We start from the raw sequence: 22,956 nt of genomic DNA, 5'->3' as shown, positions 1-22,956 counted from the left end.
CGTTACCAGCATCGCGGCTATTTGCCTTATAACTTATCGGTCTAAAACTCCACGCATAGCACTGGGTCAGTTTCTGGGTACGCGCCCTGTCGGGCGTATTGAGTATTGCCCTCCCCAACGGAAAAACCGGTAAGGAATTTATGTGTGGACTAGCTGGCGAGTTACGCTTTGATCATCAACCTGCCGACCTGGCAGCCGTAGAACGCATCACCCATCACCTTGCCCCGCGAGGCCCCGATGCCTGGGGCTTCCATGCCCAGGGGCCGATTGCCCTGGGCCACCGCCGCCTGAAGATCATGGACCTGTCGGACGGCTCCGCCCAACCGATGGTCGACGCCCAGTTGGGGCTGTCCCTGGCGTTCAATGGTGCAATCTATAATTTCCCGGAATTGCGTCAAGAGCTGGAAGCCCTGGGCTACGCCTTCTATTCCGGTGGTGACACCGAAGTGCTGCTCAAGGGCTATCACGCCTGGGGCGAAGCCTTGCTGCCCAAGCTCAATGGCATGTTTGCCTTTGCCATCTGGGAGCGTGACGCCCAGCGCCTGTTTATCGCCCGTGACCGTCTGGGTGTGAAGCCGCTGTACCTGTCGCGCACCGGCCAGCGCCTGCGCTTTGCCTCAGCGCTGCCGGCTTTGCTCAAAGGTGGCGATATCAACCCGATCCTGGATCCGGTCGCGCTTAATCATTATTTGAATTTCCATGCCGTGGTGCCTGCACCGCGCACCTTGCTGGCGGGTATAGAAAAACTGCCGCCGGCCAGCTGGATGCGCATCGACGCCAATGGCACCACCGAGCAGAAAACCTGGTGGAGCCTGCCCTACGGCCCGCATGACGACGAGAAAAACCTGACGCTGGAAGACTGGACCGACCGTGTACTCGACAGCACCCGCGAAGCCGTGGCGATCCGCCAACGTGCGGCTGTGGATGTCGGCGTGCTGCTCTCGGGCGGCGTGGATTCGAGCATGCTGGTGGGCCTGCTGCGGGAAGTCGGCGTGCAGGACCTGTCGACCTTTTCCATCGGTTTTGAAGACGCCGGTGGCGAACGTGGCGACGAGTTCCAGTATTCGGATTTGATTGCCAAACACTACGGTACGCGTCATCACCAATTGCGCATCGCCGAAAGCGAGATCATCGAGCAACTGCCGGCAGCCTTCCGCGCCATGAGCGAGCCGATGGTCAGCCATGACTGCATCGCCTTCTACCTGCTGTCGCGGGAAGTGGCCAAGCACTGCAAAGTGGTGCAGAGCGGCCAGGGTGCCGACGAGTTGTTCGCCGGCTACCACTGGTACCCGCAAGTCGATGGCGCCAGCGACCCGTATGCCGCCTACCGCGACGCTTTTTTTGACCGCAGCTACGACGACTATGCCGCCACCGTCGCGCCCAAATGGCTGACCGCCAATGACGCCGCCGGTGACTTTGTGCGCGAACATTTTGCCATGCCCGGTGCCGATGCCGCCGTGGACAAGGCCTTGCGCCTGGACAGCACGGTGATGCTGGTGGACGACCCGGTCAAACGTGTCGACAACATGACCATGGCCTGGGGCCTGGAGGCGCGCACGCCGTTCCTGGACTACCGCCTGGTGGAACTGTCGGCCCGTGTGCCGGGCAAATTCAAATTGCCCGATGGCGGCAAGCAGGTGCTGAAAGAAGCCGCGCGCCGAGTCATCCCCAGCGAAGTCATCGACCGCAAAAAAGGCTACTTCCCGGTGCCGGGCCTCAAGCATTTGCAGGGTGACACCTTGAACTGGGTGCGCGATCTGCTGATGGACCCGAGCCAGGATCGCGGCCTGTTCAACCCGGCCATGCTCGACCGCCTGCTGACCGACCCGCAAGGCCAACTGACGCCGCTGCGCGGCTCCAAACTGTGGCAACTGGCGGCGCTGAACCTGTGGCTCAGCGAACAAGGAATCTGATTGATGAAACCTCTTGCAGCGGCTTACAGCCAACGCTTGCTCAAGGGCCAGGCGCCGACTTACGAACGCCTGCAGGCGCGCCTGGCCGAAGACGGCAGCCCACTGGCCGCCGAGCCGATCGCCGTGCATTGCGGCTGGGGGCGGTTGTTGATCGGGCACACTTTCCCGGACCCGGCCAGCCTGGCGCAGGAACTGCTCAACGAGCAGGCGGGCGAGCGCGACATTGCGCTGTACGTGGCAGCGCCCCAACAGATCCTCGGGATTGATCCGCAGCAGTTGTTCCTCGACCCCTCCGACACCTTGCGCCTGTGGTTCAGCGACTACCGCCCCGCTACGCGGGTATTTCGCGGCTTTCGCATTCGCCGGGTGCAGAGCGAGGCCGATTGGCAGGCGGTCAACCAGCTGTATCAAGGCCGTGGCATGCTGCCGGTCGACGCCGAGCGCCTGACACCACGCCACCAGGGCGGCCCGGTGTATTGGCTGGCCGAAGATGAAGACAGCGGCGCGGTGATCGGCAGCGTGATGGGCCTGAACCATCAAAAAGCCTTCCACGACCCGGAAAACGGTTGCAGCCTGTGGTGCCTGGCGGTCGACCCGCAATGCACGCGCCCGGGTGTCGGCGAGGTGCTGGTGCGCCACCTGGTGGAACACTTTATGAGCCGTGGCCTGAGCTACCTTGACCTGTCGGTGCTGCACGATAACCGCCAGGCCAAGAGCCTCTACGCCAAGCTCGGTTTCCGGGCGCTGACCACCTTTGCGATCAAGCGCAAGAACGGCATCAACCAGCCGCTGTTTCTCGGCCCCGGCCCGCAGGCAGGCTTTAACCCGTATGCACGCATCATTGTCGAAGAAGCCCATCGACGTGGCATTGATGTGCAAGTGGATGACGCCGATGCCGGCCTGTTCACCCTCAGCCACGGCGGGCGCCGAGTGCGTTGCCGCGAGTCGTTGAGCGACCTGACCAGCGCTATCAGCATGACCCTGTGCCAGGACAAGAGCCTGACCCACAAGGTGCTCAGTGCGGCAGGTTTGAAGCTGCCGTCGCAACAATTGGCCGGCAGCGCCGACGACAACCTGGAATTTCTCGATGAGCATCAGCGCATCGTGGTCAAGCCGCTGGATGGCGAGCAAGGCCAGGGCGTGGCGGTGGATCTGCAGACCATCGAGGAGGTGCAAAAAGCCATCGAGACGGCGCGTCAATTTGACAGCCGCGTGTTGCTCGAAAGCTTCCACGAAGGCCTCGACCTGCGCATCCTGGTGATCGGCTTTGAAGTGGTTGCCGCTGCGATTCGGCGCCCTGCCGAGGTCACCGGTGATGGTCAGCATTCCATCGGCGCCTTGATCGAGGCCCAGAGCCGTCGTCGCCAGGCGGCCACCGACGGCGAAAGCAAAATCCCGCTGGATGCCGAAACCCAACGCACCCTGCACGCCGCCGGTTATGACTACAGCAGCATCTTGCCCCGTGGCCAAACCCTGGCGGTGCGCCGTACCGCCAACCTGCATACCGGCGGTTGCCTGGAAGATGTCACCGCGATTCTCCACCCGACACTGGTGGACGCCGCCGTGCGTGCCGCCCGTGCACTGGACATTCCCATGGTCGGCCTGGACCTGATGGTGCCCGCCGCCGACCAACCCGAGTACGTGTTTATCGAAGCCAACGAACGCGCCGGGCTGGCTAATCACGAACCGCAACCGACAGCGGAGAAGTTTGTGGATTTGTTGTTTCCGCACAGTCAGCCGACTGCCTGACCACTGATCGTTCCCACGCTCTGCGTGGGAATGCAGCCGGTGACGCTCCGCGTCACAAGAGCGGACGCAGAGCGTCCAGTGAGGCATTCCTTTGCTGCGCGTGGGAACGATCGCCCTCAACTCATCAGGAGTTTCCATGACCCGAACCATCCCCGAACCGGATCTCAACTACCTGCAAAAAGTGTTGCTGGAAATGCTCGCCATTCCAAGCCCCACCGGGTTTACCGACACCATCGTGCGCTATGTCGCCGAGCGCCTGGAAGAACTCGGCATCCCCTTTGAAATGACCCGGCGCGGTACCATCCGCGCCACGTTAAAGGGCCAGAAAAACAGCCCCGACCGCGCCGTCTCCGCGCACCTGGACACCATCGGCGCCGCCGTGCGGGCGATCAAGGACAACGGCCGCCTGACGCTCGCGCCGGTGGGCTGCTGGTCCAGCCGTTTTGCCGAAGGCAGCCGCGTCAGCCTGTTTACCGACAACGGCGTAATCCGTGGCAGCGTGTTGCCGCTGATGGCCTCCGGGCATGCGTTCAATACCGCCGTGGATGAAATGCCGGTGAGCTGGGACCACGTGGAATTGCGCCTGGACGCCTACTGCGCCACGCGCGCCGATTGCGACTCGCTAGGCATCAGCATCGGTGACTATGTAGCGTTCGACCCACTGCCGGAGTTCACCGAGAGCGGGCATATCAGCGCCCGCCACCTGGACGATAAAGCCGGTGTGGCCGCCCTGCTTGCCGCACTCAAGGCGATTGTCGACAGCGGCGAACCGTTATTGATCGACTGCCACCCGCTGTTCACCATCACCGAAGAAACCGGCAGTGGCGCGGCCGCCGCCCTGCCCTGGGATGTGAGTGAATTTGTCGGTATCGACATCGCCCCGGTCGCGCCCGGCCAGCATTCCAGCGAACATGCCGTGAGTGTGGCCATGCAGGATTCCGGCGGGCCGTATGACTATCACCTGTCCCGTCACCTGCTGCGCCTGGCCTCGGAAAATGAATTGCCGGTGCGCCGCGATCTGTTTCGCTATTACTTCAGCGACGCCCACTCGGCGGTCACCGCCGGCCACGACATTCGCACCGCACTGCTGGCGTTCGGTTGCGATGCGACCCATGGCTATGAGCGCACACACATTGACAGCCTGGCCGCGCTCAGCCGCTTGTTGAGCGCATACATCCTCAGCCCGCCGGTATTCGCCAGCGACGCACAACCGGCCCAGGGTTCGCTGGACCGGTTCAGTCATCAGATTGAGCACGAAACGCAAATGGAGAGCGACACCCGCGTGCCATCGGTGGACAGCCTGGTCGGTCAGAAGTCCTGACACTGGCAACTACTGGCAACTACTGGTAACTGCTGGTAACTGCTAGTAACAAAGGCCCCGGCGCAGTAGCATCGCCGGGTTCCTACCTCTGAGGCTTGTATGCTGATTCCCTACGACGCACTTGAAGTCGACACCCTGACCCGCCTCATCGAAGACTTCGTGACTCGCGACGGCACTGACAACGGCGACGACACGCCCCTGGAAACCCGGGTACTGCGCGTGCGCCATGCCTTGACCAAGGGCCAGGCCCTGATTGTGTTCGACCCGGAAAGCGAGCAATGCCAGCTGATGCTCAAGCACGACGTGCCCAAGCATTTGTTTGACTGAGCAGGTTTCAGCGGTTGGGTACGGCGTGGGTTTCTGCGGCCTGGCGTTCGAGGATCTTCTGGTACACCTCGGCCCGATGGACATTCACACCCGCCGGGGCGGCGATGCCGAATTTCACTTGAGTACCGTTGAGTTCGAGAATGTGCAGGGCGATGTCATCGCCGATGGAGATGATTTCGCCTACAGCGCGGCTTAAAACCAGCATGGCGGTTGTCCTTTTGGAGTGACAGGACCTTGACCATGCGTGATTGGATTTGGCGCAGCAATGGCTTGCGGTAAAATCAGGCAAGGCCTACGCAGCCTGGTAATTTTACTGACAGACAAGCCCCAGTTTCTGATCGTTCCCACGCTCCGCGTGGTAACGCATCCGGTGACGCTCCGCGTCACGCCTTCAAAAGCGGGACGCGGAGCGTCCGGGGCGGCATTCCCACGCGGAGCGTGGGAACGATCATCATCAGCCCTTGGTTGCCTGCGCCTTGGCGCGCATCTTGTCGGCCATCAGCGTCATCTCGTCATACAGCAACTGCGGGTTCTTTTGCTTCAACGCCCACGCCATGCGCCCCTGCTCGTGGGGCAAAATCATGAACTCCCCTTCTGCCACCCGCTGATAAATGTAATCGGCAATATCCGCCGCCGAAATCGGTGAGCTCTCCAGCAACTTGCCGACCTGCGCCTTCATCGCAGGCGTTGGCCCACGGAATGAATCCAGCAGGTTGGTCTGGAAAAACGACGGGCACACCACATGCACACCGACTTCCTGCTGCTTGAGTTCCACCAGCAAACTCTCCGACAACGCCACCACGCCGGCCTTGGCCACGTTGTAGTTGCTCATCGCCGGCCCCTGCATCAGCGCAGCCATGGAGGCGATGTTGATAATCCGGCCCTTGCTCTTTTCCAGCAGCGGCAGGAACGCCTTGCAGCCCTTGACCACGCCCATCAAGTTGATCGCAATTTGCCAGTCCCAATCTTCCAGGGACAACTCGGCAAAGAACCCACCCGAGGCGACGCCTGCGTTGTTGACGATCACATCAATGCCGCCCAGCTTCACTTCGCATGCCTGGGCAAAGGCGGTGAGCTGGCTGTAGTCACGCACGTCGCAGCGCTGGATAAACCCATCGCCACCGGCCTCGCGTACCCACTTGAGGGTTTCCTGCAAGCCGGGCTCGCTGACGTCCGACAAGGCCAACTGCCAACCCTCGCGCGCCCAGCGCAGCGCGATTTCGCGACCCAGGCCGGACCCGGCGCCAGTGATCATCATGCGATTTTGCATAGGTAGTAGCCTTGTAGTTCACGGAAGAAGTGATCGGCAGTGTAGCGAAGGTTTTTCCTGCACCCACGCACCATCCAGTTGATGAATGCCTCAGGCAAACCGCCGGCCGGGTAGCAGCGCGGCTTATAGCGTAAGTTCAATCTTTTTCAACTAAGTGCACGGCATTGCGAACGTATTAAAAGAAATAAGCCTGTCTGCGAAATGCTTTAAGAAACTATGGAATTTTCTGCACAACAGCACAGTCGGAGTTATTAAGGCGTCCGTAAATAAACCCACGGGCCTGTCGATAAACAACCGGTCTTTTCAGAAGGCCCACAAGGAAAAAAACATGAGCCTGATTCTGATCATTATCCTGATCCTGCTGCTGGTCGGCGGCCTGCCGGTGTTCCCGCACTCACGTAACTGGGGCTATGGCCCATCGGGTATTCTCGGTGTGGTGCTGGTGGTGCTGGTGGTGCTGTTGCTGCTCGGCCGGATATAAAATCCGGACAAAAAAAGAGGCCTTTTAGAAGGCCTCTTTTTTTATGCCCGGATTATTAGTCCGGCTTGCCGTCGATCACACCGGCGGTGTTATCCAACAGACTCTTGGTGGCCGTCTGCAGGAACGACTCAAGTTTCTGCTTCAGCGCGGCTTCGTCCGGCGATTCAGGAATCACCTTACCGGTCGGGTTAGCGCCCAGCTCGTATTCCCACAGTTTCGGCGGCATCTCTTTAGGCAGTACCAGGATGCGGTCCGCAGTGACCAGGGCGACGGTCTGGTCGCTGCCCGACGGCTTGATCACGCCAAAGCCCTTGTCGCCTTCCGGCAGGTTCAACAGGTCGCGGCCCCAGCACTGGTGCAAGGTGTCGCCACCGAGGCGGCCCATGATGGTCGGCACGATGTCGATCTGGGTGCCCACGGTGTGGTCACGCTCGCCGAACTTCTCCTGCATGCCCGGTGCAATCATCAGCATCGGTACGTTGAAGCGGCCCAGGTCCATCTCGGTGATCTGCTGTTCATTACCAAAACCGTGGTCACCCACGATCACGAACAGGGTTTCCTTGAAGTACGGCTCTTTACGCGCCTTTTCAAAGAACTGGCCCAGGGCCCAGTCAGAGTAACGCATGGCCGTCAAATGCTCGTTGAGGCTGCCACGGTCGGTGACTTTCTCGACCGGCAATGGCGTCGGCAACGCATACGGCGTGTGGTTGGACAGGGTTTGCAGCAGGGCGTAGAACGGCTTGCCGCCTTCGCGGGCCTTCAACTCTTCCAGGCCACGGTTGAACATGTCCTGGTCGGACACGCCCCACGTCGGGTCGGAGAACACCGGGTTAACGAAGTCGTTGCGCCCGATAAAGTTGGTCATGCCCTGGTTGCTGAAGAAACCCGACTGGTTGTCCCAGGCGAAATCCCCGTTGTAGACATACACGTCGTCAAATTTGCGCGCGCTGAGCAACTGCGGCAGGCCCGACAGCTTGTGGCTGCCTTCCGGGGTCTGCATCAGGTATTCGAAGCCCGGCAGGTTCGGGAAGCACGCCATGGTGGCGAACATGCCCTGGTGGGTGTGGGTGCCATTGGAGAAGAAACGGTCGAACAGCAAACCTTCCTTGGACAGTTTGTCGAAGTACGGCGTGATGTTGCCCGGGCGACCCAGTGCGCCGACCGAGTGACCGGCGAAGCTTTCCATCAGGATCACCACGACGTTCTTGATCGGCAGGGTTTTCTCGGCCGGTGGCGTGTAGTCACGGCGCACGGCGGCGGTGTCGGTATCCACCAGTTTCTCTTGCGGCAACACCAGCATGTCGCGCACGGTCTGGGTGGCCAGCGGTTGGTCCAGCGTGGCTTTCCAGATGTTCGAGCGCTCTTCGGAGAAGCGCGACTTGGCCGCAGCGATCAACGACAGCGTGCCGTTCAAGCCCAACTGGTTGGCGAAGTTGGATTCGGTGGTGTAGACATCACCCCAACGCAGCGGCGGGCCCTGGCGCAGGGTGCCACGGATGGCGACCACGGCGATCAGCAGGCACACCACAAACACCGCAATGCGGCTGTACCACGGAGCCACCTGGCGAGTGCCGACGGTGCCGCCGCTGAACGGGCCACGTGGGCGCGTCGCGCGGTCGGCGCCCTTGAAGGCGATGCTCAGAATCAAAGTGCCCACGGCCCAGGACAGCAGGTAGCGCACCACCGGGAAACCGTACCAGAGCATGCTCATTACGGTTTTCGGGTCTTCCTTCACATACTGGAACACCAGGCCGTTGAGGCGCTGGTGGAATTCGCGGTAGAAGTCCATCTCCATCAGGCCCAGGAACAGGGCAATGCTGGACACCACGGTCAGCCAAAAACGGAAGAACCCGCGCGCTGCCATGGCCCGTACGCTGAACAACGCCAGCAGCAGCGGAACCAATGCATACATCACAAAGCGGATGTCGAAGCGCGTGCCGTTGACGAAGGCTTCGAGGAAGGTCGAGGCCGGCGTGTCGAGGATCATCTCGCGGTTGTAGACCAGCAGCGCCAGGCGCAGCAGGGAGAACATCACCATCATGACCAGCGCGCAAAGCAGCGTGTATGCCAGATGGGATTTGACGGTCGGTTGCAGCAAGCGATTAGAAGCTCGCTGCTGACTCAGGGCGTCCGGGTTTGCCATGTCGTTCTAGGACCCATTGGAAGTTTAAGTTTCGAAATAATGCAGTGGCGTCCGACCCTCGCCCAGGCTGGCTGGGGTAGGCGGTTAACGCGGTGGCGCAAATGGTGCCCGATCAACGGCATCAACGCTATTAATTACTGAACGTGCGCCCGGGACCTGCCTTTAAGGGCACCCGAGTTAGAGCCTTGGCAGAGCCGTAAAACCGCCGAATTGTCTTGGAAAAGATGTGAAAATTGTGTGCAGCGAATAGTTTCGACACACAAAATCCTGAGTACGCTGAAAACCAATGTGGGAGCGGGCTTGCCCGCGATTGCAGTGTGTCAGTCAAAACATCTGATACTGATACACCGCTATCGCGGGCAAGCCCGCTCCCACAGGGATGGTGCTCACTTCAAATTAAGTGAGCGATCAAATCCGCACGTTACCGCGCGGCCCGGCAATCGCCCAGATGATCAGGCCCAGTACCGGCAGCAACAGGATCAGCAGGATCCACAACACTTTAGCGCCGGTGCTGGCGCCACTTTTGAACACGTTGATGATCGCCCAGATATCCAGCGCCAGGATGATCAGGCCGATAAGACCGTTGAAAGTGGAACCCATGGTGTCGCTCCTAAGTGAGGGCATGCACTTGTAGGATAGTCAGCCCTGGCAGGGGTTCCGTTTTATTTCAGACGTGGACGGCGACTTTCAAGGCTTCCAGCGACGGCTCGGCCTTGATCCCGACTTCGGCGCACAGTTCCAACACGCGCGGCAGGTCATTGCCATACACCAGCACCGCCTGGATCTCGTCATCGAGCAATTGGCTGAAGTTGAGCAACACATAGCCGCCCTCTTCGGGGCTCAACGCGCTCATCTGGATCTGAATGCGATTCAGCGCGGTGAGGTCTTCGGTCTTGGCCAGCTGCTTGGGCTTGAGGTTGAACGCCACGCCGGGGCCGAATGAGGCGACGATCTGTGCGAACAGATCGCCATAGGTGTCAGCCTGGAACAGCACCGTGTCCGGCAGGCTGCCAACTACTACCCACTCACCCAACGGGATAGGGAAGGTGTCGTCGTAGTTGATATCCGGGTTCGCCGTCAGAAACGCCGCCGGGTCCGCGTAGGCCTGGGCGGCTTCTGTGGCGATGCGTACCACCTCTTCCTCGCCCATGACGCCGGCGCTGATTTTACTGATAAGTTCGACGAGGGCGGTGTGCATGGGAAGGTCCTGTGGCAGCTGGTTTTTGAGGGCGCGTAGCCTACACCAGTTTCTGCAACTGCGCCGCCGTATCCGCCGCGCCCATGGTTAGTGCGGCCGCAAGCGCGGTCGCGCCCTGGGCATCGGTGGCCTTGGGATTGGCGCCTTGAGCGAGCAGGTAGTCGACCATTTCAACGCGGTTGAACATCGCGGCCAGCATCAGCGCTGTGCGCCCGTCCGAAGATGAGGCATCCACCGGCACGCCGCCTTCGATCAGCGCCTCAACCACCGCCTGGTCGCCCTTGAACGCGGCGCCGGCAATCGGCAGCTGGTTCTTATCGTTGGCGATCAGCGGGTCGGCTTTGAATTCCAGCAGCACTTTTACTGCATCGACATGGCCGTGGTAGGCCGCGAGCATCAGCAAGGTGTCACCATTGTGGTTGCGAAAATTGGCCGGCAGACCTTTGGCCAGGAGCGCTGTAAGCATCGCCGCATCGCCTTTGCGGGCCACATCGAAAACCTGCTCGGCGAATTCGGCGGCTTCATCGTCGGTCATTTGTTTGGGCTGGTCTGACATGCAGGAAACTCCTTGTCTGGGAATGTGTATAAGGCGCCCAGTGTCGCGAGGGAGTTCCCCGCTGTCATGGCTTTTTTGTCAAAAGCATTCATAGCCAGAATTAATAACGGAACTGCCCGCCCTGGATCTGTGCCAGCAATTGCCCGGTGACCGGTACATAACTGTCGGAGCCCGGCAGCCACGCGTACACCGGGTCGTTACCGGCCTTGTCCGGGTCGAAGGCTTCCTCCTTGAGCTTGACCTTCTGGTATTTGAAGGTGCCAGTGGTTTCCATCTTCACCTTGATGCGCAAAAACAACGGCACCGCATAGTGCGGCAACTGACCGTGGGCAAACTGCAGCAGCTCGCGCATGTCCAGGGCTGCCAACGACTCACTTGGGGTGATGGCAACCATGCCGGCGCGGCCATTGGTGTTTTCGATCTCGACGCCATAGGCCACCACTTCGGCGATCTGCGGGTGCTGCAACAGCACGTTTTCCACTTCGGTGGTGGAGACGTTTTCGCCCTTCCAACGGTAGGTGTCGCCCAGCCGGTCGACAAATTGCGCATGACCGAAGCCGATACTGCGCAACAAGTCGCCGGTATTGAAGTAGCGGTCGCCCTTCTCGAACACGTCCGTGAGCACCACCTTGCGGTTCTTTTCCGGGTCGGTGTAGCCATCGAACGGCGACTTTTCATCGATCCTGGCCAGCAGCAAGCCCTGCCCGCCGGTTTGCACCTTGCGCAGGAAACCGTCGCTGCCCCGCAACGGCTCGCCGGCTTCATGGGAGTACTCCACCAGCGCCCAATGCTGCAGGCAAAAGCCGATGGTGTTGTCGAAATTCAGCACATTGGTAAACCCGATGTTGCCGTCGCTGGCCGCATACAGCTCGCAGATGTGCTCCACGCCATAACGCTGTTTGAACTGCGCCCAGACACCGGGGCGCAGGCCATTGCCGACCATCTTGGTGACTTTATTGTCGCGATCCTGCGCACTGGCCGGCTGATCCAGCAGGTAGCGGCACAGTTCGCCGACATACCCCAAAGTGGTTGCGTTGAATTTGCGCGCATCGTCCCAGAACTGGCTGGCGCTGAATTTACGCCGGATGGCGAAGCCCGACGCGCCAATAATTGCCGAGCCCCAGCACACACACAGGCCGGTGGCGTGGTACAGCGGCAAGGTGCAATACAGGACGTCTTGCGGCCCCATGTCCAGGGCGATGCTGCCGAAACTCACCGCTGTCTTGGTCCAGCGCCCGTGTTTCATGATGCCGGCCTTGGGCAAACCGGTGGTGCCGGAGGTGTAGATATAGAAGCACGGGTCGTTGAAGAAGATGTGCCCGCTGCTGGCCGGGTTGTCCAGCGGGCTGTCGGCGCTGGCGGCCAGCAGGTCGGTGTAGCCCTGCGGCACCACGGTTGAGGATTGATCCGCCACACACCAGCTGCGTTCGGCCGCGATCGACACTTGATCGCGCACCGCCGCATAGGCGTCGAGCAATTCCGCGCCTGCCACGATCGCCACCGGGTTCACCAGGTTCAGGCTGTGCACCAGCGCCGCCTGGGTTTGCGCGGTATTGAGCATGGCGCAGATGCCGCCCAGCTTGGCCACGGCCAGCACGCTGAGCAGCAGCTCCGGGCGATTTTCAATAAACAGCGCGACCACATCACCCTTGCCGATGCCCTGCTCGTGCAGGTAATGCGCGATACGATTGGCACGCTGGTTGGCTTCGCGGTAGCTGAGCACGCTGTCGCCATACAACAACGCCGCGCCGTCGGGGTTGCGCAACGCAGCCTGTTCAAAGTGCCAACCGAGGCCGCAAGGCTGCGCGGGGTCGGTGACATTCGCGGCGCGCATGCCGCGCACCACGCGTGGCAGGGCGCGAACAATCGCAGGCACCTTACGCAAGAGCTTGCCCCAGGTGATCATGTCGTCTTGTTGATGGCTCATGGCGGAACATCCTTTTTCTTATTCTTCGTATGATCCAGGGACAGCGGCAGCCCTGTAGGCAGATGCCGAATGCCATGCAGGAAAATACGCCTGCCATTCTTTGACTGTACATGCGGGATTTGAAAAGTTTTGTATCCCGAGTCGGCCTCCACCGAAAAGGAATTTTGCCCAGCCGAGGCGGTCTTTATCTTCGAGGCTGACCTGAAACAGCTGGCGCGAATAACGCAAAATGCAGGATGCACGATGGCCATTCATGCAAATTGCACGAAACCGAAAATCTGTAAAATTTTTAACTGATTGATTTATAACGACTTTTTCAGATATCCAATACTGGCACAATCACTGCACCTATCTCTCCATGCTTGCCAACTTGAGCCAACGGAGCTGATAGACATGAGCCTGATCCAAGATAAATTCGCTTCTGTATTCTCCCAATACGACGTCACCACTCAGCCACGTCCAGACGGCGGTATCCTGCTGACCCTGCGCAACAGCGAAGGCAAACAGGTCAAGCGTTCGATCTCGTATCAACAGCTGCACACCGCTGACCAACTGACCTGGGTGATCAGCGCGATCCGCCGCGACCTGGCCGAACAAGCCAGTGAACTGCCACAGATTTCGATGCTGCAAAGCCAGAATCGCTTTGCCTTGCCGACCTACCACTCGGCATAAACCAGCGATAACCAAAAAGGGCCGCGACGCTTACAGGCGTCGCGGCCCTTTTTTGTGTGGCTTCAGCACAAGCCTTGCCGGCTGGCTTCATTCATCGCCTGTACGCGGTTGGTGACTTCCAGCTTGCCGTAGATATTGCGCAGATGGAATTTCACCGTGGCTTCAGAGGTTGCCCGGATCTGACTGATTTCCCAGACGGTCTTGCCTTCCGAGGCCCAGCGCAAAATTTCCAGCTCTGTCGGGGTGAGGGGCTTGCCGCCCAGGCTCAGACGTCTTCTAACGGTCATCGGCGCGTCCACCGGCGTGCGACACGACTGTTCTGGGCCACTCATTGTGCTCTCTCCTTTTGTAGTGGATGCCCTATCACCTTTCGGATTCCTGCTATTGACAGGTGATATAAACATCGAGTCCACAGAGAGTTACATAACGAATGGATTGAAAGCACAGTGCGTAGCAGAAACAGCTACGCCCTACAGATAATCAGGCTTATTCCCACAACAACTTCCAACTTGCCTGGGTTGAACATTTAAATATCTGTGCTTAGTCGTCCAAGCCCGGGAAACCATCGGCAATAACATCGCCGGTGAGTTGAGGCTCACAGCCTTCTGCGGTGTTGAACAAACGCAAGGTGACAAAGTGCGGGTTCTCGCCCATGTCGAACCAATGCGGCATGCCGGCCGGAATCACCAGCAGGTCATTTTTCTCACAACGCACGGCATATACGTAGTCGCCCACGTGCAGGTTGAACAGGCCCTGGCCTGCGACGAAGAAACGCACTTCGTCTTCGCTGTAGCGGCGTTCACTGAGGAATTGCGCACGCAGTTCAACGTTCTGTGCCGGATCGCCCGCTGCCCTAAGCACCTCCACGGCAGCGTAGCCAAGGGCATCGATCTCCAGTTGGTACGCGGCGATGATATCTGCGTCGCTGGCGCCCTTCTCTATCGGCGCTGGCTGCCAGCGCACAAAGCGCACACCGTGGTCGGCCAGCGTCGAGACGATATCGTCGAAATGGGTCAGGACCTTGTTCGGGGTATCCGGTGTGGCGGCAGCGTAAACAGCGACATAACTCATTGCTCGGTTCCTGTAGTCGGTTCTTGCAATCGAAGGCCAATGATAATGGCGGCGGCCAGGGCGGCGACGCTGGCGATGCTGAAGGTCAGGGTCGGGCCCAGCAGGTTCCAGCTGTAGCCGGCGTAAAGAGCACCCAATGCGCCCCCGGTGCCGGCCAGCGCGGCATACAGCGCCTGGCCCTGGCCTTGTTGTCTGGCGCCGAAGCTGCGTTGCACAAAAGCGATGGCGGCCGCATGAAAGCTGGCGAACGTGGCGGCATGCAGCACCTGCGCCAGCAGCAATACCCAGAAGATTTCGGCGAATGACCCCAGCAGCAACCAGCGGATAGCCGCCAACACAAAACTGGCCAGCAGTACCCGTCGCACCGAAAAACGCGTGAGGATGCGGCTCATGGCCAGGAACATCAGCACCTCCGCGACCACGCCCAGCGCCCACAGCATGCCGATCACGCCACGGCTATAACCCAAATGTTCAAGGTGCAGGGTCAGGAAGGTGTAATACGGGCCATGGCTCATTTGCATCAAGGCCACGCAGGCATAAAACGCCAGTACGCCGGGGCTGCGCAATTGCTTGAGAAAACCGTCACCGGCCAGGCGGTTGCCCTGCACGGCGGGCTGCGCGTTCGGCACCCACAGGCTGGCGCCAATAATGCCGGCCATGATCACCACGACCACCACCGGGTAAATGTCCAGGCTCAGCCCGTCGAACAGGCGACCCATGATCACCACGGTGAGGATAAAACCGATGGAGCCCCACAGGCGGATCTGGCTGTAGCGCGCCGTTTGCTTTTGCAAGTGCGCCAGGGTGATCACTTCAAACTGCGGCAACACCGCGTGCCAGAAGAACGCATGCAACGCCATCACCAGGGCCAGCCAGGCGTAGGTTTTGCTGAAGAAGATCAGCGAGAAACTCGCCAGGGTGCACACCGCGCCAAAACGCACGATAGCCAGGCGCCGGCCGGTGTAGTCGCCGAGCCAGCCCCACAGGTTGGGCGCCACGCAGCGCATCAGCATGGGGATGGCCACCAGCTCGCCGATACGCGCGCTGGAGAACCCCAGGTGGTCGAAGTACAGCGCCAGGAACGGCGCCGTCGCCCCGAGCAGGGCGAAGTAGAAGAGGTAGAAGCTGGAGAGGCGCCAGTATGGGAGGGCTGTCACGGTCAGCCCGTCACAGCTGGCCCAACACCGGCGTACTCACCTGCACATCGGCATTTTGCCCACGGTGGCGCAACAGGTGGTCCATCAACACGATGGCCATCATGGCCTCGGCAATCGGTGTAGCGCGGATGCCCACGCACGGGTCGTGGCGGCCCTTGGTGATCACGTCCACCGGGTTGCCGTGCACATCGATCGAACGCCCCGGCGTGGTGATGCTCGACGTGGCCTTGAGCGCCAGGTGCGCAACAATCGGCTGGCCGGAGGAAATACCGCCGAGGATGCCGCCCGCGTTGTTGCTGAGGAAACCTTGCGGGGTCATCTCATCGCGATGCTCGGTACCACGCTGGGCGACACAGGCGAAACCGGCGCCGATTTCCACGCCCTTGACCGCATTGATGCTCATCAGCGCGTGGGCCAGCTCGGCGTCGAGGCGGTCGAAGATCGGCTCGCCCAAACCCGGTTTGACGCCTTCGGCGACCACGGTGATCCTGGCACCCACCGAGTCCTGATCGCGGCGCAACTGGTCCATGTAGGCTTCCAGTTCCGGCACCTTGTCCGGGTCGGGGCTGAAGAAGGCGTTATCGTCGACGCTGTCCCAGGTCTTGAACGGGATCTCAATCGGGCCCAACTGGCTCATGTAGCCGCGGATCACGATGCCCTGGGTGGCCAGGTATTTCTTGGCGATGGCACCGGCGGCCACGCGCATGGCGGTTTCGCGCGCCGAGCTGCGGCCACCGCCACGGTAGTCGCGCTCACCGTATTTGTGGTGGTAGGTGTAGTCGGCGTGGGCCGGGCGGAACAGGTCCTTGATCGCCGAGTAGTCCTTGGACTTCTGGTCGGTGTTGCGAATCAACAGGCCGATGGCGCAGCCGGTGGTGCGGCCTTCGAACACGCCGGAGAGGATCTCGACTTCGTCGGGCTCCTGGCGCTGGGTGGTGTGGCGGCTGGTGCCGGGCTTGCGGCGGTCGAGGTCACGCTGCAGGTCTTCCAGAGACAACTCGAGGCCTGGCGGGCAGCCGTCGACAATGGCGACCAACGCCGGGCCATGGCTTTCGCCCGCGGTGGTGACAGTGAACAGCTTGCCGAAGGTATTGCCGGACATGCAGGGCGCTCCGTGAAATCAGTTGAATCAACTCAACCGTAATAACTTAAGGCGGCCAGTATACGCAGGCTAACCGACTAGTTCATCCTCGAAACCTTACCGGTAGACGTTGGTCCAACCGGCACCTTCCTGATGATGGCGCGATGATGCTGCGAGTTTTGCTTTTGACCCTTACCCTGTTTTCCAGCCTTGGCTTCGCCGCCTCCCCTGTTGTGCTGCAACGGCCGATCAGCCTGGACACCGGCAGCGGCGAGTTGTTTGGATCGCTCCTGCTGCCCAAATCCGACAAACCCGTGCCCGTGGTGCTGATCATCGCCGGCTCCGGCCCAACCGATCGCAACGGCAACAGCGCCGATGGCGCGCGTAACGACAGCCTCAAGCGCCTGGCCTGGGTGCTGGCGCGCAACAACATCGCCAGTGTGCGCTACGACAAACGCGGCGTGGCCGCGAGCCTGGCCGCCACCCCCGACGAACGCAACCTCAGCCTGGATGCCTATGTGGCCGATGCCGTGGCCTGGGGCAAGCTGCTCAAGGCCGACAGCCGCATGGGCCAGTTGATCGTGCTGGGCCATAGCGAAGGTGCGCTGGTGGCCGCCCTGGCCGCGCCGCAACTCGATCCGGCCGGGGTTATTTCGCTGTCCGGCAGCGCCCGGCCGGTGGATCAGGTGATCCGCCAGCAACTGGCCGATCACCTGCCGCCGGCCCTGTTGCTGCGCAGTAATGAAATACTCGACCACCTCAAGGCCGGCCAGGTGGACGCGGATGTGCCGCGCCCGCTCGAAGGGATCTTCCGCCCCAGCGTGCAGCCTTACCTGATCAGCCTGTTTCGCGCCGACCCGTCGGCGGCCTTCGCCAAACTGACGATGCCGGCGTTGATTATCCAGGGCACCAACGATATCCAGGTCGGCGTGGCGGATGCCCAGCAGTTGCAAGCGGCCAAGCCGGACGCACAGTTGGCCGTGATTCAAGGCATGAACCACGTGATGCGCATCGTACCCAAGGGCGTGAAGGAACAGCTGGAGTCATACAACGACCCGAGACTGCCCCTCGCCGCCGAGCTGGGCCAACGTATCGTGCGCTTTATCGACGGACTTCAACCCCGTTAAGCGACTATTTGCCTCCAGTCCTGAATAAAACGGCCGATAAGCCCAGAGTCGACAGTAAAAAGACTGTCGACTCGCAGGGCTTGGACAGGATCGCGCCGCATGACAACCACCGAAGCAACACCCGACTCTACTGCCGACAACCCGGCTGAAAAAACCGAGGCTGTCGAGGCCGCACCACTGCCGTGGGCGGACGTCCAGGCCGAACACTTCAAGATGCTGCGCCTCGCGCCTCTGGCCACCGATCGCGCCACCGGCGCACGGCCGCTGCGGTTTGTGCAGTTCGGCTATACCGAGCGCCATGACAAGAAGCACAGCCTGTTGCGCATGGTGATCCAGCTGCCGGGCCAGCGTGTGCGTCGCGAGCAGAATCACCTGGATATCTGGGTCGACCACGAAACGCACCGTGTGCACTTCGGCCCGGGCAACAGCCTGGAAATCGAACCGGCCAACCGCGGCCTGGGACGTTTTCTGGTCGCACAGGGCGCCGCGTGGGCAAAAAAGAAGTGGTCACATTACCGCGTCGACGGCGTGGACCTCGCCAACAAGGATGCACTCAACGAAGCCACGCGCCTGCGCCGCGATCACTTCCTGCGCATCCAGGGTTTTGACGTGGCCTACGCCGATGTGCAGCACCTCAAAGGCAATGTGCAACCGGGCAAAGTCAGCGAAGTGCTGGACAGCTGGAACACCGAGAAGGTGCAGTACGTAGAAATCCTCGAGGCGGCGCAGATGCTGCAGCAGGCCGAGCAGAACCTGGCCGAGCAGGAAGTGAAGCTGCGCAAGGAAGAGGAAAAGGTCACCAAGTTCAAGCGCGAGGACAGTGGGCTGCGCTTTACCATTACCTGCCTGGTGGCGTTTACGGTATTTCAGGCGGGGTTGTTGATCTGGATTGCCACACACCGCTGAAAGGTTGGAATGCATTCCAAATGTGGGAGCTGGCTTGCCAGCTCCCACACTGACCGCGTTCCTATTGTGGAATGAAGTTAAACCCGCGCCGCAAACACCGCCTGATGTGCCCGGCACTGCTCAGCCGTCAGCATGAACACACCGTGCCCGCCGCGCTGGAAGTCCAGCCAGGCAAAGTCGACTTCCGGGTACAGCGCTTCGACGTGCACCTGACTATTGCCGACCTCGACAATCAGCAAGCCCTTTTCGGTCAAGTGATCGGCGGCCTCGGCCAGCATGCGCCGCACCAGGTTCAAACCATCGTCGCCGCAGGCCAGGCCCAGTTCCGGTTCGTGCTGGTATTCGTCAGGCATGTCGGCGAAGTCTTCGGCGTCCACATACGGAGGGTTAGACACGATCAGGTCAAAACGCTGGCCCGGCAGCCCATTGAAGCCGTCGCCCTGTACGGTGTAGACGCGCTCATCAACACCATGACGCTCAATGTTCTGGTTAGCCACTTCCAGCGCTTCGAAGGACAAGTCGCCCAGCACCACTTCAGCGTCCTGGAACTCATAGGCACAGGCGATGCCGATGCAACCGGAGCCGGTGCACAGGTCGAGAATGCGCGCCGGCGGTTGGGCCAGCCACGGCTCGAAGCGGTTTTCGATCAACTCACCAATCGGTGAACGCGGGATCAACACGCGCTCGTCGACGATAAACGACATGCCGCAGAACCAGGCTTCCTTCAACAGGTAGGCAGTAGGGACACGCTCATGGATACGCTTGTGCAGCAAGCGCTGCACGTGGGCGACTTCCTCTTCTTCCAGATTGCAGTCCAGGTAGCTGTCGGCAATTTCCCATGGCAGGTGCAAGGCGCCGAGCACCAATTGCCGGGCTTCGTCCCAGGCGTTGTCGGTGCCATGCCCGAAAAACAGGTCTTCCCCATGGAAACGGCTGACAGCCCAACGGATGTGGTCGCGCAACGTGCGCAGGCGAGAGGTAATCACGGGGGCAAGCTCCTGGAAAAAACGACTGGCGATTCTAACAGCCTTCGCCTGTACCGACGATGTACGAAACCCCTTCACCATCCGTCGGATTTCATTCAAATTGCCATCATTGCGCTAAACAAGCCCACCTCTTGACATGGCTGCACGTCAACAACGGCGTACCTTACGATGGTAGCGATTCACAGAACCGCTCAGCCAGTGGACAATGTGACAAAAGCCCCACTCACAGGAGCCCCCAGAATGTCCGTTCCAAAGACGATGTTTCAACTCAGCGGTCGCGGTTACGCAGCAGCCAACCTGAACCATGCGACCCTCGTGATCATCGACGCCCAGAAGGAATACCTCAGCGGCCCGCTCGCGCTGTCCGGCATGGACGCGGCGGTCGACAATATCAAGCAGTTGGTCGCGGCAGCACGCAACGCCGGGCGACCGATCGTGCATGTGCGTCACCTTGGCACCGTCGGTGGCCTGTTCGACCCGCAAGGCGAGCGCGGTGAATTCATTCCTGGCCTGGAACCCCAAGGCGATGAAACCATTATCGGCAAACTACTGCCGAGCGCGTTCCACGGCACGGGCCTGGAGAAACACCTGCAAGACCTCGGCTCCCTGGACTTGATCGTCTGCGGTTTCATGAGCCACTCCAGCGTCAGCACCACGGTGCGTGCCGCCAAGAACCTGGGCTTTCGCTGCACCCTGGTGGAAGACGCCTGCGCCACCCGTGACCTGCCTTACAAAAGTGGCATCCTGAGCGCCGAGCACGTGCAGCACACCGAGATGGCCATCATGGCTGACAACTTCGCCACCCTCGCGCTGACCAAAGATCTGATCTGATCGCCCTTGAGATGAGCGGCGTATTTATTGCCCCGCTCATCCGCAAAGCCCGCTCATTTGGCGCATTTACCGCTGCTGTCGGAACAACCTGTGTATCTTCCGGTCGAAGGGCCGATACCCTGGAGGAAAGGTCGGAATGAAGATATCCGATGGTTTTGACGCTCGTCGCTTGCGCCCCAAGGGCCCGAGCAATTGGCGTCTGCGCCTGGTAGCCGGCTTTGCCGCGTTGCTGGCCATTGTAGGTTTGCTGTTGGCCGGCGCTGGTGGCGCCGGCCTGTTTGGTCATTCGCCGGCCCTTGGCGAGTTGAATGCCAGCCCCGGTGGCTCGGCTATCCTGTTGGTAATCGGGTTGCTGGTGCTGTGGTTGGGCGTGTGGTTATGGCGTCGCAGCCGTCGGAAAATGCGTCAGCCGCTGTCACTGAACATCGCTTCGCACTTGATGAAAAAGCACGACTGATGGCGCTTGGATAGCGTTTCCTGCGCCCTGGCCGCCGCGATTTAGGTAAACTGCCCGCCCTTCGCGGAGGCTGACATGCAAGACGACGATTTTTCCCTGTTCAAAAACGAGCTGCGCGGCGTCAAGCCGATCAAGCACGATCGTGCCGACACCGGCAAACCCAAGGCCGACCGGGCGCAGATCGCCAAGCTGCGCCAGGCCGCGACCGTGCGCACCGACGCCACCACCGTGGACGGCCTGTCGGACCAGTTCGTGATCGATGTAGGCCCGGAAGATGAGCTGATGTGGGCCCGCGACGGCGTGCAGGAAAGCCAGATGCGCAAGCTCAAGATCGGCCAGATTCCGTTCGAAGGCAGCCTCGACCTGCACGGCATGAACGTGGAAAAAGCCCGCGAAACCCTCTGGGCCTTCCTGGCCGAAGCGACCAAATTCGAAATCCGCTGCGTGCGCGTCACCCACGGCAAGGCCGTGCGCCTGGACGGCAAGCGCCCCATGATCAAGAGCCACGTCAACACCTGGCTGCGCCAGCATGCCCAGGTACTCGGCTTTACCTCCTGCCAGGCCCGCCACGGCGGCGCCGGTGCGGTGTATGTGATGCTCAAGCGCACCATGATGGAAGGGCGCGACGAGTAACAAGTGCCATCGTCAGGCTTGCAGCGATGTGTCCGCCACCGTAACCTTGCGCTTTGCGAAAATCCCACAGGTAGTTTCATGTCCCTGGAACAGAATTACACGGCGATCCTCGGCCAGCTCGGCGAGGACGTTTCCCGCGAGGGCCTGCTCGACACGCCAAAGCGTGCCGCCAAGGCGATGCAGTACCTTTGCCGCGGCTATGAACAGACGCTGGAAGAAGTCACCAACGGTGCCTTGTTCAGCTCCGACAACAGCGAAATGGTGCTGGTCAAGGACATCGAGTTGTACTCGCTGTGCGAGCACCACCTGCTGCCGTTTATCGGCAAGGCGCATGTGGCGTATATCCCGAGCGGCAAGGTGCTGGGCCTGTCGAAGGTCGCGCGGATTGTCGACATGTATGCGCGCCGCCTGCAGATCCAGGAAAACCTCAGCCGCCAGATCGCCGACGCGGTGATGCAAGTGACCGGCGCCCTGGGCGTGGCGGTGGTGATCGAAGCCAAGCACATGTGCATGATGATGCGCGGTGTGGAGAAACAGAATTCGTCGATGATCACTTCGGTGATGCTGGGTGAGTTCCGCGAAAACGCGGCCACCCGCAGCGAATTCCTCAGCCTGATCAAGTAACAGGCTGTGTAAGGAAAAGCCGGCGTTCATCGCCGGTTTTTTTTCGCCTGCGAAATTCAGGTAAGCTGCGGCCCCTTCTTCATGGGCAAGAGGTATCAGCCATGTTCGTCAAAGCACTTCGAGTGGGTCTCGGCCAAATCATCATCGCGGGCGACTTCCTGACTCGCCCGCGCAAAAAGCAGCGTTCCGCCGAGCAACAGGCTCAGGTGAATGCGGCGGCCAAGGAACTGACGCTGTACCAGTTCCACGCCTGCCCGTTTTGCGTGAAAACTCGCCGCACCCTGCACCGCCTGAATGTGCCGGTGGCGCTCAAGGACGCGAAAAACAATGCACAGGACCGCCAGACCCTGCTGGAGCAAGGCGGCAAGATCAAAGTGCCGTGCCTGCGTATTGAAGAGAATGGCCAGACCACCTGGATGTATGACTCCAAGGTGATCATTGATTATCTGGACAAGCGGTTTGCAGCGGTCTGAAGGCGATAGGAAATCCAATGTGGGTGTGCTGGCTTGTGTGGGAGCTGGCTTGC

Annotated in this window: 25 protein-coding genes; 13 read left to right on the top strand and 12 right to left on the bottom strand. The window is 60.6% G+C overall.

The annotated features are described in order from the left end of the window. The first annotated feature begins 140 nt into the window (after positions 1 to 140). From ASE80_RS24130 to ASE80_RS24115, 4 genes are all read left to right on the top strand, one after another. Entirely contained in the window at positions 141 to 1,913 is a 1,773-nt protein-coding gene (locus ASE80_RS24130; RefSeq protein ID WP_056861135.1) for an N-acetylglutaminylglutamine amidotransferase, read from the top strand. A gap of 3 nt (positions 1,914 to 1,916) precedes the next feature. Beyond that, on the top strand, positions 1,917 to 3,662 hold the full coding sequence (ngg, locus tag ASE80_RS24125) for an N-acetylglutaminylglutamine synthetase (protein WP_056861134.1): 1,746 nt from the start codon (positions 1,917 to 1,919) through the stop codon (positions 3,660 to 3,662). Between the two features lie 136 nt (positions 3,663 to 3,798). Then, positions 3,799 to 4,983 carry an osmoprotectant NAGGN system M42 family peptidase gene (locus tag ASE80_RS24120; protein WP_056861133.1) on the top strand — a complete coding sequence of 395 codons (1,185 nt, stop codon included), beginning with the start codon at positions 3,799 to 3,801 and terminating at the stop codon, positions 4,981 to 4,983. A gap of 99 nt (positions 4,984 to 5,082) precedes the next feature. Continuing rightward, on the top strand, positions 5,083 to 5,310 hold the full coding sequence (locus tag ASE80_RS24115) for a YheU family protein (protein WP_056861132.1): 228 nt from the start codon (positions 5,083 to 5,085) through the stop codon (positions 5,308 to 5,310). A gap of 7 nt (positions 5,311 to 5,317) precedes the next feature. On the opposite strand, the gene csrA is transcribed toward ASE80_RS24115, so the two are convergent. Both csrA and ASE80_RS24105 read right to left on the bottom strand, forming a co-directional pair. Then, positions 5,318 to 5,515, bottom strand: coding sequence for a carbon storage regulator CsrA (gene csrA, locus ASE80_RS24110; RefSeq protein ID WP_056861131.1), 198 nt, complete (start codon positions 5,513 to 5,515; stop codon positions 5,318 to 5,320). 249 nt (positions 5,516 to 5,764) lie between these two features. Beyond that, complete coding sequence (locus ASE80_RS24105; RefSeq protein ID WP_056861130.1) at positions 5,765 to 6,580, bottom strand: SDR family oxidoreductase; 816 nt, start codon at positions 6,578 to 6,580, stop codon at positions 5,765 to 5,767. A gap of 328 nt (positions 6,581 to 6,908) precedes the next feature. Here ASE80_RS24105 and ASE80_RS30435 point away from each other — a divergent pair, with 328 nt between their 5' ends. Beyond that, complete coding sequence (locus ASE80_RS30435) at positions 6,909 to 7,061, top strand: DUF3309 family protein (protein ID WP_003236711.1); 153 nt, start codon at positions 6,909 to 6,911, stop codon at positions 7,059 to 7,061. 55 nt (positions 7,062 to 7,116) lie between these two features. Here the strand turns inward: ASE80_RS30435 and ASE80_RS24100 are convergent, their stop codons facing one another. The 5 genes from ASE80_RS24100 to ASE80_RS24080 form a co-directional block, all read right to left on the bottom strand. Beyond that, the gene (locus tag ASE80_RS24100) at positions 7,117 to 9,204 is read right to left on the bottom strand and encodes an LTA synthase family protein (RefSeq protein ID WP_056861129.1); all 2,088 of its coding nucleotides are present in this window, start codon (positions 9,202 to 9,204) and stop codon (positions 7,117 to 7,119) included. A 408-nt stretch (positions 9,205 to 9,612) separates the two neighbouring features. Beyond that, a complete protein-coding gene (locus ASE80_RS24095) occupies positions 9,613 to 9,804 on the bottom strand; it encodes a PLDc N-terminal domain-containing protein (protein WP_003172956.1) in 192 nt (63 codons plus the stop codon). Between the two features lie 67 nt (positions 9,805 to 9,871). After that, on the bottom strand, positions 9,872 to 10,402 hold the full coding sequence (locus ASE80_RS24090; RefSeq protein ID WP_056861128.1) for a hypothetical protein: 531 nt from the start codon (positions 10,400 to 10,402) through the stop codon (positions 9,872 to 9,874). A gap of 40 nt (positions 10,403 to 10,442) precedes the next feature. Next, positions 10,443 to 10,958 (bottom strand): ankyrin repeat domain-containing protein, encoded by a 516-nt coding sequence (locus ASE80_RS24085; RefSeq protein WP_056861127.1) that lies wholly within the window; start codon positions 10,956 to 10,958, stop codon positions 10,443 to 10,445. A gap of 100 nt (positions 10,959 to 11,058) precedes the next feature. Further along, complete coding sequence (locus ASE80_RS24080; RefSeq protein WP_056861126.1) at positions 11,059 to 12,885, bottom strand: long-chain-acyl-CoA synthetase; 1,827 nt, start codon at positions 12,883 to 12,885, stop codon at positions 11,059 to 11,061. Between the two features lie 393 nt (positions 12,886 to 13,278). Between ASE80_RS24080 and ASE80_RS24075 the strand changes: the two genes are divergently transcribed. Continuing rightward, positions 13,279 to 13,557 carry a DUF3509 domain-containing protein gene (locus tag ASE80_RS24075; RefSeq protein ID WP_016970113.1) on the top strand — a complete coding sequence of 93 codons (279 nt, stop codon included), beginning with the start codon at positions 13,279 to 13,281 and terminating at the stop codon, positions 13,555 to 13,557. A 62-nt stretch (positions 13,558 to 13,619) separates the two neighbouring features. On the opposite strand, the gene ASE80_RS24070 is transcribed toward ASE80_RS24075, so the two are convergent. The 4 genes from ASE80_RS24070 to aroC form a co-directional block, all read right to left on the bottom strand. Then, a complete protein-coding gene (locus ASE80_RS24070) occupies positions 13,620 to 13,889 on the bottom strand; it encodes a response regulator transcription factor (RefSeq protein WP_017137824.1) in 270 nt (89 codons plus the stop codon). 208 nt (positions 13,890 to 14,097) lie between these two features. Beyond that, positions 14,098 to 14,628 (bottom strand): acireductone dioxygenase, encoded by a 531-nt coding sequence (locus ASE80_RS24065; RefSeq protein ID WP_056861125.1) that lies wholly within the window; start codon positions 14,626 to 14,628, stop codon positions 14,098 to 14,100. Beyond that, complete coding sequence (locus ASE80_RS24060; RefSeq protein ID WP_056861124.1) at positions 14,625 to 15,785, bottom strand: MFS transporter; 1,161 nt, start codon at positions 15,783 to 15,785, stop codon at positions 14,625 to 14,627. The genes ASE80_RS24065 and ASE80_RS24060 overlap by 4 nt, the downstream gene beginning before the upstream one ends. Before the next feature lie 10 nt (positions 15,786 to 15,795). Beyond that, entirely contained in the window at positions 15,796 to 16,887 is a 1,092-nt protein-coding gene (aroC, locus tag ASE80_RS24055; protein WP_056861123.1) for a chorismate synthase, read from the bottom strand. Between the two features lie 143 nt (positions 16,888 to 17,030). Between aroC and ASE80_RS24050 the strand changes: the two genes are divergently transcribed. Both ASE80_RS24050 and ASE80_RS24045 read left to right on the top strand, forming a co-directional pair. Next, complete coding sequence (locus tag ASE80_RS24050; RefSeq protein ID WP_056861122.1) at positions 17,031 to 17,993, top strand: alpha/beta hydrolase; 963 nt, start codon at positions 17,031 to 17,033, stop codon at positions 17,991 to 17,993. Between the two features lie 99 nt (positions 17,994 to 18,092). Next, complete coding sequence (locus ASE80_RS24045) at positions 18,093 to 18,899, top strand: hypothetical protein (RefSeq protein WP_056861121.1); 807 nt, start codon at positions 18,093 to 18,095, stop codon at positions 18,897 to 18,899. A 77-nt stretch (positions 18,900 to 18,976) separates the two neighbouring features. Here ASE80_RS24045 and prmB read toward each other — a convergent pair whose 3' ends face one another. Then, positions 18,977 to 19,885 (bottom strand): 50S ribosomal protein L3 N(5)-glutamine methyltransferase, encoded by a 909-nt coding sequence (prmB, locus tag ASE80_RS24040; protein WP_056861120.1) that lies wholly within the window; start codon positions 19,883 to 19,885, stop codon positions 18,977 to 18,979. A gap of 240 nt (positions 19,886 to 20,125) precedes the next feature. Here prmB and ASE80_RS24035 point away from each other — a divergent pair, with 240 nt between their 5' ends. From ASE80_RS24035 to ASE80_RS24015, 5 genes are all read left to right on the top strand, one after another. Beyond that, positions 20,126 to 20,716, top strand: a complete 591-nt coding sequence (locus tag ASE80_RS24035; RefSeq protein ID WP_056861119.1) for a cysteine hydrolase family protein — start codon at positions 20,126 to 20,128, stop codon at positions 20,714 to 20,716. 136 nt (positions 20,717 to 20,852) lie between these two features. Then, the gene (locus tag ASE80_RS24030; protein ID WP_056861118.1) at positions 20,853 to 21,173 is read left to right on the top strand and encodes a hypothetical protein; all 321 of its coding nucleotides are present in this window, start codon (positions 20,853 to 20,855) and stop codon (positions 21,171 to 21,173) included. A 75-nt stretch (positions 21,174 to 21,248) separates the two neighbouring features. After that, positions 21,249 to 21,806: a Smr/MutS family protein gene (locus tag ASE80_RS24025; protein WP_017137833.1), complete on the top strand. Its 558-nt coding sequence runs from the start codon at positions 21,249 to 21,251 to the stop codon at positions 21,804 to 21,806. 78 nt (positions 21,807 to 21,884) lie between these two features. After that, entirely contained in the window at positions 21,885 to 22,430 is a 546-nt protein-coding gene (gene folE / locus ASE80_RS24020) for a GTP cyclohydrolase I FolE (protein ID WP_003442011.1), read from the top strand. Positions 22,431 to 22,531: 101 nt separating this feature from the next. Then, the gene (locus ASE80_RS24015) at positions 22,532 to 22,903 is read left to right on the top strand and encodes a glutathione S-transferase N-terminal domain-containing protein (protein ID WP_056861117.1); all 372 of its coding nucleotides are present in this window, start codon (positions 22,532 to 22,534) and stop codon (positions 22,901 to 22,903) included. Positions 22,904 to 22,956 lie beyond the last annotated feature (53 nt).

The organism is Pseudomonas sp. Leaf15 (assembly GCF_001421425.1).
GTDB lineage: Bacteria > Pseudomonadota > Gammaproteobacteria > Pseudomonadales > Pseudomonadaceae > Aquipseudomonas > Aquipseudomonas salomonii.
This window is presented reverse-complemented; position numbering and strand designations above follow the sequence as displayed.